This is a genomic window from Amycolatopsis sp. NPDC005961 (assembly GCF_040629235.1).
GTDB classification, from domain to species: domain Bacteria; phylum Actinomycetota; class Actinomycetes; order Mycobacteriales; family Pseudonocardiaceae; genus Amycolatopsis; species Amycolatopsis camponoti.
On sequence record NZ_JBEXVF010000022.1, the window covers coordinates 121,035 to 134,148 of the forward strand.

13 protein-coding genes are annotated in these 13,114 nt (G+C 71.2%); 4 read left to right on the forward strand and 9 right to left on the reverse strand.

Features of this window, described 5'->3' with window-relative positions:
- Positions 1-28: 28 nt before the first annotated feature.
- The 6 genes from ABZ342_RS21615 to ABZ342_RS21640 form a co-directional block, all read right to left on the reverse strand.
- Positions 29-808, reverse strand: a complete 780-nt coding sequence (locus ABZ342_RS21615; protein WP_360475718.1) for a glucose 1-dehydrogenase — start codon at positions 806-808, stop codon at positions 29-31.
- Positions 805-1,875, reverse strand: coding sequence for an SDR family oxidoreductase (locus ABZ342_RS21620; protein ID WP_360475721.1), 1,071 nt, complete (start codon positions 1,873-1,875; stop codon positions 805-807). Before ABZ342_RS21620 ends, ABZ342_RS21615 begins: the two co-directional genes overlap by 4 nt.
- Positions 1,876-1,894: 19 nt before the next feature.
- Complete coding sequence (locus ABZ342_RS21625) at positions 1,895-4,369, reverse strand: ATP-binding cassette domain-containing protein (protein WP_360475724.1); 2,475 nt, start codon at positions 4,367-4,369, stop codon at positions 1,895-1,897.
- A gap of 13 nt (positions 4,370-4,382) precedes the next feature.
- Positions 4,383-5,492: a substrate-binding domain-containing protein gene (locus tag ABZ342_RS21630; RefSeq protein ID WP_360475727.1), complete on the reverse strand. Its 1,110-nt coding sequence runs from the start codon at positions 5,490-5,492 to the stop codon at positions 4,383-4,385.
- 11 nt (positions 5,493-5,503) lie between these two features.
- Complete coding sequence (locus tag ABZ342_RS21635) at positions 5,504-6,577, reverse strand: ABC transporter permease (RefSeq protein ID WP_360475730.1); 1,074 nt, start codon at positions 6,575-6,577, stop codon at positions 5,504-5,506.
- A gap of 118 nt (positions 6,578-6,695) precedes the next feature.
- Positions 6,696-7,757 carry a 2,3-butanediol dehydrogenase gene (locus ABZ342_RS21640; RefSeq protein WP_360475733.1) on the reverse strand — a complete coding sequence of 354 codons (1,062 nt, stop codon included), beginning with the start codon at positions 7,755-7,757 and terminating at the stop codon, positions 6,696-6,698.
- 240 nt (positions 7,758-7,997) lie between these two features.
- On the opposite strand from ABZ342_RS21640, the gene eboE reads away from it, so the two are divergent.
- The 3 genes from eboE to ABZ342_RS21655 are packed head-to-tail and all read left to right on the forward strand — an operon-like array spanning position 7,998 to position 10,509.
- Positions 7,998-9,212 (forward strand): metabolite traffic protein EboE, encoded by a 1,215-nt coding sequence (eboE, locus tag ABZ342_RS21645; RefSeq protein ID WP_360475736.1) that lies wholly within the window; start codon positions 7,998-8,000, stop codon positions 9,210-9,212.
- Positions 9,213-9,244: 32 nt separating this feature from the next.
- Positions 9,245-9,940: an XRE family transcriptional regulator gene (locus ABZ342_RS21650; protein ID WP_360475739.1), complete on the forward strand. Its 696-nt coding sequence runs from the start codon at positions 9,245-9,247 to the stop codon at positions 9,938-9,940.
- A 23-nt stretch (positions 9,941-9,963) separates the two neighbouring features.
- Positions 9,964-10,509, forward strand: a complete 546-nt coding sequence (locus tag ABZ342_RS21655; RefSeq protein ID WP_360475742.1) for an ABATE domain-containing protein — start codon at positions 9,964-9,966, stop codon at positions 10,507-10,509.
- A 34-nt stretch (positions 10,510-10,543) separates the two neighbouring features.
- Here the strand turns inward: ABZ342_RS21655 and ABZ342_RS21660 are convergent, their stop codons facing one another.
- The 3 genes from ABZ342_RS21660 to ABZ342_RS21670 are packed head-to-tail and all read right to left on the reverse strand — an operon-like array spanning position 10,544 to position 12,311.
- Positions 10,544-11,242: an FAD-binding oxidoreductase gene (locus ABZ342_RS21660; protein WP_360475745.1), complete on the reverse strand. Its 699-nt coding sequence runs from the start codon at positions 11,240-11,242 to the stop codon at positions 10,544-10,546.
- Positions 11,242-11,850, reverse strand: coding sequence for a sulfite oxidase-like oxidoreductase (locus tag ABZ342_RS21665; RefSeq protein WP_360475748.1), 609 nt, complete (start codon positions 11,848-11,850; stop codon positions 11,242-11,244). Before ABZ342_RS21665 ends, ABZ342_RS21660 begins: the two co-directional genes overlap by 1 nt.
- A 29-nt stretch (positions 11,851-11,879) precedes the next feature.
- On the reverse strand, positions 11,880-12,311 hold the full coding sequence (locus tag ABZ342_RS21670; protein ID WP_360475751.1) for a DUF5709 domain-containing protein: 432 nt from the start codon (positions 12,309-12,311) through the stop codon (positions 11,880-11,882).
- A 231-nt stretch (positions 12,312-12,542) separates the two neighbouring features.
- Between ABZ342_RS21670 and msrB the strand changes: the two genes are divergently transcribed.
- Complete coding sequence (gene msrB / locus ABZ342_RS21675; protein ID WP_360475754.1) at positions 12,543-13,010, forward strand: peptide-methionine (R)-S-oxide reductase MsrB; 468 nt, start codon at positions 12,543-12,545, stop codon at positions 13,008-13,010.
- Positions 13,011-13,114 lie beyond the last annotated feature (104 nt).

A 13,114-nucleotide genomic window follows, 5' to 3' on the forward strand; every position in this document is an offset into this window, starting at 1 on the left:
CCGGGGTCGATGACGGGCGCGGACCCGCTCAGACGAGGACCATCCCGCCCTCGATGGGGATCACCTGGCCGGTGATGTAGTCCGAGTCCGGGCCGGCGAGGAAGACGGCCGTGGGGACGAGGTCTTCGGGCTCGGCGGGGCGGCCGAGGAGGATGTCGCCGGCCATCGCGTCGAACCCCGAGTCCCCTTCGCCGATCCGCGCGAGGTCGCGATCGAGCTTCTCCCACAGGGGAGTCCGCACCACGCCGGGCGAGAACGCGTTGACGGTGATGCGGTGTCCGGCCAGGGCCCGGGCGGCGGCCTGCGTCAGCGAGATCACGGCCGCTTTGCTCGCGCAGTAAGGCGCGAAGCTGGCGAAGCCCTGCCGTCCGGCGATCGAGGCGGTGTTCACGATCTTGCCGCCGGTGCCCTGCCGGAGGAACTGGCGGGCGGCCTCCTGGCTGCCCACGACGACCGCGAAGGCGTTCACCCGGAAGATCCGGTCCCACACCGGCTCGGTGATGTCGAGGAACTTCTCCGGCTCGTTGAACCCGGCGTTGTTGAAGTACGCGTCCAGGTGGCCGAACTCGGCCGCGGCGAGCGCGATCGCGGCGCGGACCTCGTCGCGGTCGGTGACGTCGACCCGCGCGTGGACGGCGCGGCCGCCACTGTCGCGAATGGACTCGGCCACGGCAGCGGCCTCGGGTTCGTCCCGGTCGGTGACGACCAAGGCGGCGCCTTCCAGCGCCATTCCGCGGGCCAGCGCCGCACCGATTCCTCGGCCCGCGCCGGTCACCAGGACCGTCCGGCCGGCCAGCCGGGCGGTCACGACCGGGCTCCGGCCGGGATGATCCGTTCCGCCCGCAGCGTTTCGAAGAGCCGCGCGAATGCGTCCAACGTGCTGGTGTAGCCGGTGAAGCCCGCCTTGCGGCTCTTGCTCATGTCGGTCAGGCACTCGATGGGCCGGCCGAGGTCGCTGTCGGTGTGCCACCAGGACGCGACCCGGCCGACGTCGGCCTCGCGCAGCCCGTGCCGCTCGGCGATCCGGCGCCACACCGGGCCCGCGTCGAGCATCTGCTGCTCCAGCGGCGCCGGCTTGCCGTCGAACCCGGCCGGGGTCACGCCGAGCAGCGCGGCGATCCGCGGCCACATCCACCGCCAGCGGAAGACGTCCCCGTTGGCGATGTTGAAGGCCTCGTCGCGTCCGCCGTCCGTGGTCGCGGCCCAGATCATCTGCTCGGCCAGCAGGCCCGCGTCGGTCATGTCGGTGAGCCCGTTCCACTGGGTCTCCGAGCCGGGGAACCGGAACTCGCGGCCGGTCTCCCGGCAGATCTCCGCGTAGACGGCAAGGGTCATGCCCATGTTCATGGCGTTGCCCACGGCGTGCCCGATCACGGTGTGCGCGCGGTGCACGCTCCAGGTGAAGCCGTGCCGCTCGGCGGCCGCGAAGAGCTCGTCTTCCTGGGCGTAGTAGAAGTTCGGCACGTCCAGCCGGGCCTCGTCTTCGTGGAACGGCGTGTCCGGCATGGCCCCGGCCGCGTACGCCTCGAACGGGCCGAGGTAGTGCTTGAGCCCGGTCATCAGGGCGACGTGCCGGGCGCTGCCGCCGGCCGCCGCCAGGAGGTTGCGCACGATGCCCGCGTTGACCTCGATGTTCTCCGCCTCGGTCGGACGGCGCGACCACGCGGTGAGGAACACGTGCGTCGGCGCGACGTCCGCGAGGGCCGCCTGCAGGGCGGCCGGGTCCTCGAGGTCCACCCGGACCGACCTGACCCCGGCGAGGCCGGACGGGCTCCGGGAGACCCCGGTGACCGCCCAGCCGCGTTCGGCCAGCCGCGAGGCCACCGCGGCCCCGGCGATCCCGGTGACCCCGACGACGAGTGCTGATTCGCTCACGTTCTCTTTCCTTTTCGGTTCAGGCGAGGGCCGGGGTGCGGCGGCGCACCCGGGTGTAGATCGCGGCCGCGATGAGGATCAGGACGCCCTGGAAGAAGTACTGCCAGCTCTGGTTCAGGTTCAGGAACGTCGTGGCGTTGAGCACTTCCTGGATGAGCGTGGCGCCCAGCAGCGTCCCGATGAACGACCCGCGCCCGCCGGCGAGGCTCGCGCCGCCGAGCACGACGGCGGTGATGCCGGAGAGCGTGTAGCTCACCCCCTGGGTCGGGTCGCCCACGCCGATCTGGGCCATCAGCAGCAGCGCCCCGAAGAACGTGAGCACCGCGCAGCCGACGTAGGCGAGCACGTGGATCCGGTCGACCTTCAGCCCGAGCCGGCGCGCCGACCCCTCGTCCGACCCGGCCGCTCGCAGCCCGTGGCCCCACCGGGTGAACCGCAGCGCCAGCTCCAGCGCGACGGCGACCACCACGGCCACGATGAACGCGATCGGCACGAACCCGACAGTCGCCGTGATCACGTCGGTGACCGAGGCGCTGATGAACCCGCCTTGGAAGGGCCGCAGCAGAAGGGAAATCCCCTGCAGTCCGATGTAGAGGGTCAGGGTCGCGGCGACGGCGGTGAATCCGCCGAACCGGACGAGGAGGCCGTTCAGCAGTCCGGACACCACGGCCACGGCGAGCATGATCACGAACGCCAAAGCGATCATGACCGGGGACCGGCCGTCGGTCACGAAGAACGAGGCGATGACCACCAGCAGCCCGGCGAGCGGGCCGACCGAAAGGTCGATCCCGCCGGTCATGATGGCGATCGTCTGGCCCAGGCTGATGAAGGCCAGCGCGGTGAGCAGGGTCAGCAGCGAGGTGACGTTGAACGGCGCGAGGAACCGGACGTTGTGCGCGAAGGTGTACGCGCCCAAGGCCAGGATCACCAGCGCCAGCACCAGGCTGGACGCGTAGTCGCCCTTGGCGAGGTCACGCAGGCGCGTCGCCTTGGCCGCCTTCGCGGTCGGCGTCTCCTGGCGGTGGGTCGTGGCGTTGACGACCGCGCCGGTGATCTTCTCCTCCGTGACGTCGTCACCGGTCAGCTCGGCGACTACGTGGCCGCGCGAGAACACCACGACGCGGTCGCACAGGCCTTCCAGCTCCTTCGCGTCGGAGGACACGACGACCACCGGCACACCCGACGCGGCCACGTCGCGCATGATCGTGTAGATCTCGGACCGCGCCCCGACGTCGACGCCCTGGGTCGGCTCGTCGGCCAGCAGCAGCCGCGGGGCGGCGAGCAGGGCGCGCGCCAGCACCACCTTCTGCTGGTTCCCGCCGGAGAGGGCCATCACGTTCGCTTCCGGCGAGGCCGTCTTGACCGACAGCTTCGCCAGCTCGGCGTCGACGCCGGCACGTTCCCGGCCGACGGCGACCACTCCCCCGCGGGCGAACGACGGCAACGCGCCGACCGCCGCGTTCTCCCGGACCGACATCGCGGGTAACAGGCCTTCGGTGTGCCGGTCGGCCGGCATGTACGCCGTCGCCCCGACCAGGGCGCGACCGCTGAGCCGCTCACCGTCCAGCTCGATCCGCCCGGTGGCGGGCCGCAGTCCCGCGAGCGCACGCAGGAACTCGCTCTGGCCGTTGCCGACGATGCCGGCGAGCCCGACGATCTCGCCGTGCCGTGCGACCAGCCGCGCGTCGTGGAAGCCCGCGCCGGACAGGCCGTCGACTGCCAGGGCGACCTTCGCACCGGCCGGGTCGGGGTGCTTGGCGGGGAACGTCGACGCCAGTTCCCGGCCGACGATCATCCGCAGCATCTCGTCGTCGGTGAGGTCGGCGACGTTCGCGTGGCCCCGCGCCCGGCCGTCGCGCAGCACGGTCACCTCGTCGGCGATCTCCCGCACCTCGGCCAGCCGGTGGGTGATGTAGACGACCGCGGTCCCGCGCGCGGTCGCCCGGCGCACCTGGTCGAAGAGGATCGCCGTCTGCTCCGGGCCCAGCGGCGCGGTCGGCTCGTCGAGGATCAGCACCTTCGGCTCGAGCGCGATGGCCTTCGCCAGCTCCAGCAGCTGCTTCTGCGCCACGCCGAGGTCGTCGACGCGGTCCTGCAGCCGCAGGTCGGCGCCGACGCTGCGCAGCAGTTCGACCATCCACACCTTCGGGTCGCCGGCGGGCATCCGCTCGGCCGGGACGGCGAGCCGGATGTTCTCGGCGACCGTCAGGTCGGCCAGCACGGCCGGGTGCTGGTGCACGATCGCGATGCCGAGCCGGCTCGCCTGGTCGGCGGTCAGGACGGGCACCGGTTCACCGGCGACGGTGATCCGGCCCTCGTCGGGCCGGGTGGCGCCGGAGGCGATGCCCATCAGCGTCGACTTGCCCGCGCCGTTCTCGCCGAGCAGCGCGTGCACGCGGCCGCCGACGACGTCGAGCGACACGTCGGAGAGCGCCCGGACGGGGCCGTAGTGCTTGGAGACGCCGGAGAGGCTCAGCGCCGGAACCTCGGTCATGGTCTGCTTTCCCCTACTTCAGTGCGGCGATCTGGTCGGTCTTGGACAGGGAGCTGGACACGAAGGCGTCCGAAGGAAGCTCCTTGTCGCAGGTGACCGGGTGCGGCTGGCCGGTGATCGAGTCCTCGAACGGCGACTGCGGGTAGACCGTGCTCTGCGGCACCACCCCGCCGGTGGCCTTGGCGACCGCGACCTGGATCGCCAGCCGGGACATGGCGTTCTGCGAGGAGACGGTGAAGAGGGGGAACGCGCTGCCGGCGTCCTTCTGCTGCTGCCAGTTGCAGGCGAGCTGGTTGGCGTCCTCGGTGGCGATCGCCGGGATCTTCCGACCGGCCTGCGCGAACGCGGAGAACGAGCTGGCCAGCGCGGCACCGAAGTCGGTGGTGATGGCGTCGATCTCCGGGTTCTTCGCCAGCGCGGCGGTGATCACCTTCTGCGTCTGCGCGGCGTCCCAGTTGGTCACCTCGTACGGCGTGGTGCCGACGAACTGGATGTCCGGGTGATCCTTGAGCACGCTTTCCATGCCCTTGTACTCGTCGAGGCTCTGCGAGTTCGCGGGCGGGCCGCCGAGGTTGAGCACCTTTCCCTTGCCGTTCAACGCCTTCACGAGCCAGTTGGCCCACAGCACACCGGCCTGCTCGAAGTTGGTGCTCACGAACGTGTCGTAGTCCTGGCCGGGCGTGCCGCCGGGGTTGACCCGGTACGGAACGGTCACGACGCCGGCTTTGTGCGCGCTGCGCAGCGCGGGCAGCACGGCCTGGCCCGCGTCCGGGAACACCACGATCGCCTGCGTCCCCTTGGCCACCAGGCCCTGGATGTCGGAGATCGCCTTCTGGGTGTTGCCCTGGCCGTCGGTGTAGGTGAACGACGAGACACTCGGGCACTGAGCGACCTCGGCCTTGGCCTCGGCCGTGGTCACCTTGCGCCAGTTGTTGTCGCCGAAGCCGTCGGCCAAACCGAGCGAGACCTGCTTCGAGCCGCACCACGACGGCCCGTTCGCGCTGGCCGGCTTGCCGGCCTGGCCGCTGCCGGAACCGTCTTCGCCGACCGCGCAGCCACCGGTGACGAGGGTGGCCGCGATCGCGCAGGACAGCAGTGTCCGGCGCACAGAGCTGGGGGACATGAGGAACCTTCCTAGTGCTGGGTCCGGGCTGCGGGACCGCGGCGGAACCACCCGCGCACGACAGCCCAGTCGACGGTGTAGACGGCGACGCCCGCGCCGAGCGCGACCGCCTGGACGATGTTGTTCGTCGCCGCGCTGACCCCGAGGGTCAGCACGAACTGGTCGAGCTGGCTGAGGAACAGCGCCGCGACCGCGCTCGCGACCGGGCTGCCCTTCCCCCCGAGCAGCGACGTCCCGCCGAGCACCACGGCCGCGACCGACGGCAGCAGCAGCGAGTCGCCCTGGAACGCCCCCGGCGTCGTCACGACTCCGGCGAGCAGGATGCCCGCGGTGCCGTAGAGCAGCGACGCGCCCACGTACGCGCCGAGCTGGTGGCGCCGCACGCGAAGCCCCGCCAGGTCCGCGGCGGCCGGGTTGTCGCCGACCGCTTCGAACCGGCGCCCGGCCACCATGCGCTTCATCACGAACCCGGTCACCGCGACGAGCACCGCGGCGAACCAGACGGAGTACGGCAGGCCGAGGAACCGGCCGGTGGCCATCGCGTGCAGCGCGGCCGTGGTGCTCGCCGGCGAGCCGCCGGACACCCCCAGCACCACGGCGTAGAGCAGCGCGTTCGTCCCCAGCGTCGTCACGATCGCGGACATCCCCAGCCGGCTGACGACGAGCCCGTTGAGCAGCCCCGCGGCGAGCGCCGCGACATAGGCGAGCAGGATCGCCGGGAACAGCTTCCCGTTGTCCCCGTTGGGGTAGTGGGTCACGATGATGACGCTGAGGGACACCGTCCCCGGCACCGACAGGTCGATCCCGGCCTGCTGCACGACCAGCGTCTGCCCGAGCGCGACCACGGCCAGCACGGCCGCGAAGGGCAGCATGCCCTGCAGCGAGCTGCGGCCGAGGCTTTCCGGCTGCAGCACCAGGCTGACGAGGAACAGCAGCAGGGTCGCGACCAGGATCGTGACCAAGCCGCGCGAGGCACGCACCGGCGTCGTCCGCCGGAACGGGCCGGGCCGCGCGGACGGTTTCGCGCTTCCCGGAGCCGGGGATGGCTCGGTGGCCATCACGGAAACCCCTGTCGTGTCGGTCATCGCAGTGCTCCTCGGGTGCTCGCTCGCACCGGTTCGCGGGCAGGACGAATGGTGTCCACAGTGGAACGGAGTGGACACTCGGGAAAGGGCGGCCGCGGGCGGTTTCCCGCGGCGGGTGTCAGCCGACCTTCACCAGCAGCTTCTGGGCGTCGCCGTCGGGGTCGAGCAGCCGGTCGAACCCGCGCGGCACCACGTCGGCGACGTCGATCACCTCGGTCAGCACCCGCTCGACCGGGAAGCGGCCGGTGCCGACGAGGGAGATGATGCGCGGGAAGTCGTAGACCGGGTAGCACCACGTGCCGACCAGGCTCAGGTCCCGCTGCGACAGGGCCATCGGGTCGATCGTCGCGGGACGGACGTGCAGGCCGACCTGGGTCGCCGTGCCGTGCGACCGGAGTCCGGCCAGTGCCGCGGCGAGCCCGGCTTCCGAGCCCGAGCATTCGGCCGCGACGTCGGCGCCGACCCCGCCGGTGAGGGCGCGGACCACTTCCGGCACGTCCTCGGCCAGCGGGTCGAGCACGGTGGCGATGCCGAAGGCGTCGAGCAGAGCCCGCCGCCGGGGGTTGGGTTCGCTCACGATCACCTGCGCCGCCCCGGCCGCGTGCGCGTACAGCGCGGCGAGACCGCCGATCGGGCCGGCGCCGGTGATGAGGATGGTGTCGCCGGGCCGGAAGCCGGTGCGGTCGACGCCGTACGCGGCCACCGCGGCCGGCTCGATCAGGGCGCCCTGCACGTCCGTGACCGACTCGGGCAGGACGGCGATCTGGTACTCCGGGACCACCACCTGTTCGCTGATCCCGCCGCCGTGCCAGCTGAGCCCGGTGCACGCCATCTCCGGGCAGAGGTGGTTGAGCCCGCGGCGGCAGTAGTAGCAGTGTCCACAGTAGATCAGCGGCATGACCGCGACCCGGTCGCCGACCCGGATGCCGGTGACCTCCGCCCCGACCTCCAGCACCTGTCCCGAAAACTCGTGCCCGAGGACCTGGGGTGCCGACGCGCGGGAGAGGGGGTGCGGGCTGGTGGGGATGACGATCGGCCCGGCGGCGTACTCGTGCAGGTCGGTGCCGCAGATCCCGCACAGGGCCGGCCGGACGCGCACCTCGCGCGCCCCGACCCCGGCGGGCTCGGGCACGTCCTCGACCCGGATGTCGTGCTTGTCGTGGAAAACCGCGGCGCGCATGCTTCTCTCCTCGTGCCGAACCAAGGCCCGCGCAGCCGTGTTCCGGGCGCGGACGAGGCGTCTGGTGACCCGGGTGAACCCCGTCCGACGCCGTTGTGCAGCCACAGTGAACAGCGCGGGTTCGTCGGAGTCAAGACCGGACCCGGCAAATTCTGCAAAGCGCGAGGTCATCGGCGGTTTGAGCTTGACATCACGCCAATACGCGCTGTTCACTACTGGCAAACGCCACGGAGGAGACGCATGGACCTCGGAGCCCGGCTGGGCCACCTGACCTACTCGACGCTCGTGCATCCCGGCGACACCTGGGACGAGATGAGCAGCAGCCTCACGACCTACTTGCCCGAGGTGAAGCGCCGGGTGTCCCCCGACGCGCCGTTCGGCGTTTCGCTGCGGCTGTCCGGCGCCTCCGCCGACCAGCTCGCGGGCGACGTCGCCGCACGGGAGAAGGTCAAGCGGTACCTGGCCGAGAACGATCTGTACGTCTACACCGTGAACGCGTTCCCGCACGGGCCGTTCAAGGGCCGCTCGGTGATGGAGGACGTGTACGAACCGGACTGGAGCACGGACGAACGCGTCACCTACACGACGCGCGTGGCCGACGTGCTCGCCGACATCGCCGCGGACGGCGTCGAGCCGACGATCCAGACGGTGCCGCTGGCGTACCGGCCCAAGGTCACCGGCGAACCTTACGTGGAACTGTTCACCCGCAACGTGCTGCGGGTGGTGGCCCACCTCGTCCGTCTCGAACGCCGCACCGGGCGCCGGGTGAAGCTCGCTCTCGAACCGGAACCGTTCTGCTTCCTCGAAACCATCGAGGAAACCGTCCGCTACTTCACCTCGCGGCTGTACTCCCGCGCCGGCGCCGAGACGCTCGCCGAGCTCGCGGACCTGCCGCTGGCCGAAGCCCACGGAGCCCTGCGCCGGCACGTCGGGATCGTGTTCGACATCGGCCACCAGGCCGTCGAGTTCGACGACATCCCGGCCTCGCTCGACCTGCTCGCCGAGGCCGGCGTGCCGATCTTCAAGCTCCAGCAGGCCGCCGCGCTCTGGGTCCCCGAGGTGAGCGGCGACGTCGTCCGCGAACTCGAACGCTTCACCCACACCATCTACCTGAGCCAGACGTCCGAACTGCGCGACGGGACGCTCAGGCGGTACCTGAACCTCACCGACGCGATCGCCGCCTGGCAGCGCGACCCCGGCGGCCCGCGCGAATGGCGCACCCACTTCCACGTCCCCGTCTTCCTGGACGACCTGGGCCCGTTCCGCACCACCAGGTTCGCCGTCGAACAGGCCCTCGACCGGCACCGGACGCGGCCGCAGTCGACCCACCTGGAGATCGAGACCTACACGTGGGACGTGCTGCCCGACGACCTCAAGAGCGGCGACATCACCGATTACGTGGTCCGGGAGCTGGAGTTCGTCCGGGACCGGCTCGTCGGCGACCCGGCGGCTTGACCCCGGAGAGCGTCAAGTTACAGTGAACAGCGTTGACCGATGGGGAGGAGCACGACGTGGCGGGGAAGAACGACGCGGAAGCCGAGCACCCGGCGGCCGCGAACATCGGCGAGCAGCTGCGCGCCCGCCGGCAGGCGGCCGGGCTCTCGCTGCGGCAGTTCGCGCGTGACCTCGGCGTGTCGGCCGCGTTCGTGTCCCAGATCGAGAACAACAAGTCGCAGCCGTCGGTCGCGACGTTGTACTCGATGTGCAGCGCGCTCAACGTCTCCATCGACGAGCTGTTCAGCAGTGCCGGCGCGGCCGCGGCGCCGGTGGCGGCCCCGGAAAAGCACAGCTTCCACGGCGCCTTGGCGAAACTCAACGAGGATGCGGTGGACCAGGCGAGCCCGATGCTGCGTCCCGGCGAGCGGCGTCAGCTCGTGCTGGACTCCGGGGTCGTCTGGGAGCAGCTGTCCCCGGTGCACGACAGCTCCGTGGACTTCCTCCGCGTGCGCTACGAGGTGGGCGGCAGCTCGGTGCCCGACGAGAAGCTGACCCGCCACTCCGGCATCGAGTACGGCTACATCATCAGCGGCACGCTCGAGGTCGCGCTGGCGTTCGACACCTACGAGCTGCACGCGGGCGACTCGATCGCGTTCGACTCGACGACCCCGCACCGCCTGACCAACCGGGGCGACGTCCCGGCCGAAGCGGTGTGGTTCGTCCACGGCCGGAAGGCCGCCCACTGACGGTTCGCCTCCAGGAGTGCCCGGTGTCCGATGCGGCTTCCCCGCCACTCTGCTTCGCCTTCACCGCCACGCTGCGGGAGCGTGGTGCCCGGCCCGTGGACCGGATCGCCACGGGCGCGGACCTGCTGCGCTGGCTCGATGCCGCCGGCCTGCTCGCCACTCCCGTGGCCGCCGGCGACGAGCTGCTGACGTCGGCGCACGAGCTGCGCGAGGCGATCTACCGCGCCGGTACCGCCGTCGCCGTCGGCGCACTGCCCGCCGCGTGCGACGAGGCCCTGCTGAACCGGTGGACCGCCCGGAGCAGCGCGACCCGGGTGCTGCGAAACGGCCGCGCCGGCTGGGTCTTCCCGGCCGGCGAGCCGGTGCACGCGGCACTGGCCCTGGTCGCGGTCGACGCCGTCGAGACCCTCGGCAGCGGCCACCCGATCCGCACCTGCGCCGATCCGGGTTGCCGAGCCTTGTTCGCGGACTTCAGCCGACCGCGCAACCGCCGCTGGTGTTCCATGGCGACGTGCGGCAACCGGGCGAAGAAGGCACACCAGCGCGCCTTCAAGGAAGGCATTGCATGAGGCACCGGGAACGGCCACAGCCACGACGACCGGCTCAGCCGGTCGGCCCGAACCGGCTCACGCGGATCCGCTTCGCCTCGACTCCGACGTCGGCCAGCAGGCCGGTCGCCGCGTCACAGAAACCTTGCGAACCGCAGACGTAGACCTCGCGGCCCGCGTCGGCCAGCGGCCGAAGGTCGCCGGCCGTGAGGCGGCCCACGGGCCGGGAGCCGCCCGGCGGGCCTTGGCGGGTGTAGACGACCGTGGTCTCCGGTCCGGTGATTTCGTCCGCGTAGTAAAGCTCTTCGGGTGACCGGACGGACACGATCAACCGCATCAGGTCGGCTCGGCCCGAGCCCCGCGCCAGCCGCAGCATGGACATGAGCGGGACCACCCCGGAGCCCCCGGCGACGCCCAGGATCGGCGCGTCGCCGTCCCAGGAGAAGAACCTGCCGATCGGGCCGCGGACCTGCAGCGTGTCCCCGACTTCGACGACGTCGTGGAGGAACGCCGACACTTCGCCGTCCGGCAGCTTCTCGACCGTCAGCTCGATGTACTCGCCGCCGGGCGCGCCGGCCACCGAGTAGTCGCGCTGGGCGTGGTAGCCGTCCGGGGCGGTCAGCCGGACGACGTAGAACTGGCCGGGCCGGTGCGTCCGGGGTTCGGTGAGCCGCAGCCGGAACGTCTTCGCGTGCGGGGTCTCCTCGCCGATCGCGGTCACGACGCCGGTCTGCCAGGACGAAGCCGTGGCCATCAGTCGCCCTGGTAACGCTGCTCGAGCCACGGGTCGCCGTGGTCGTGGTAGCCGTTGCGTTCCCAGAAGCCCTGCTGGTCCTCGGCCATGAACCTCAGCCCGGACACCCATTTCGCGCTCTTCCAGAAGTACAGGTGCGGCACCAGCAGCCGGGCCGGGCCGCCGTGGATGTCGTCCAGCGGTGCGCCGTCGACGTCCCACACCACCCAGGCGCGGCCGTCGACCACGTCCTCGATCGGCAGGTTGGTCGTGTAGCCGGTGTGCGACCGCGCCAGGACGTAGGCCGCGTCGTCATCCACCCCGGTGACGTCGAGGAGGGTGTCGACGGAGACGCCGTCGAACCTCATGCCGAACTTGGACCACGTCGTGACGCAGTGGATCGCGCCCTCGTACCGGTCGCCCGGGAGCGCGTGGATCTCGTCCCACGTCCAGGTGGTCGGCGTGTCGACGAGGCCGTCGACCGTGAAGGTCCACGTCGCGGTGTCGATCGACGGCGTCGCTTCCGCGTGCAGGACCGGCCAGTCGTCGCCCGCGTCGTACTGCCCGGGTGGCAGCCGGGGGTCCTGGCCGGCGCGCCCGCGCCCGACGAAGCCTCTGGTGATCACCATCTGTCTTTGCCTTTCCGGTGTGTCGGCGGTCATTCGGGGACGATGTGGATGGCCGCTTCTTCGGCGGACGCCGCGGCGCCGTCCAGGCCCACGTCGGAGGCGAACAGGTAGGGGTACGCCTCGTCCGCGTCCGGGTCTTCGACCAGCCGCCCGGCCCGCGCGATGCCGACCTGGTCGTCGTACGGTTCGCCGTCGGTGTCGGACGCGTCACCGAGCCCGTCGCCCTGGTCCGCGACGTCGAAGACGTCCGGCAGCTCCCGGGCGAGCCGCTTGCCGAGCTCTTCGTGGCCCGCGGCCTCCCGGGCCGTCGTGCCCCAGTCGAAGACCGCGATGGGGTGGTCCGGCGGGGTGTAGCCCTCGTCCAGCACGTCCACGCCGCGGTCCACGAGGCTGTCCTCGGGTTCCAGCAGACCGTCGTCGAGGTCGAAACCGCCGTCGTACTCGTCGGCGTCGTCACTCATGGGGGTTCTCGCATTCGCTCCGCCGCGTCGTTGCCGGCAACCCTAGCCGTCTTGGACTACTTAGTCCATATCGAAGAGGCGAGGCGCCGGTTCTTACGAAAGAAGAACGCGCGCGCCGACCGGCCGTCCGACGGAATAGCGCGGGGGCGCCGCACGTCTGTACCTCTGCACGTCCAGGTGCGTTTCACCTGGTGCCCCAGCTTCACGCCGCAAGGCGGGGAAGGGAGAGCTGTGCCTCAGCAGGCCGACTACCACAAGAGCCCGGAGACGGTGTCGCGACTGAACCCGGAGCAGTACCGCGTGACCCAGCAGGACGGCACGGAGCGTCCTTTCGCGAACGCGTACTGGGACAACCACGAGCCGGGCATCTACGTCGACGTCGTCTCCGGCGAGCCGCTGTTCGCTTCGGTCGACAAGTACGACAGCCGGTCCGGGTGGCCGAGCTTCACCAAGCCGATCACCAAGTCGAATGTCGTCGAGCGGGAAGACTTCAGCCACGGGATGATCCGTGCGGAGGTCCGCTCGCTGCACGCGGACAGCCACCTCGGCCACGTTTTCGACGACGGCCCACTGGACAAGGGCGGGATGCGCTACTGCATCAACTCCGCGTCGTTGCGGTTCGTCCACCTCGACGACCTGGACGACGCGGGCTACGGCGACTACCGCACCCTGTTCACCGGCGACACCGACGGCAAGTGAGGTCGCCGGCGCGGTCCCGTGCGCTCCCCGGCCGGTAGCCCGGCCCCGCACGACAAGACGACGAAGGAGGTCCCTTCATGATCTTCTCCGCCATCCCCGGCAAG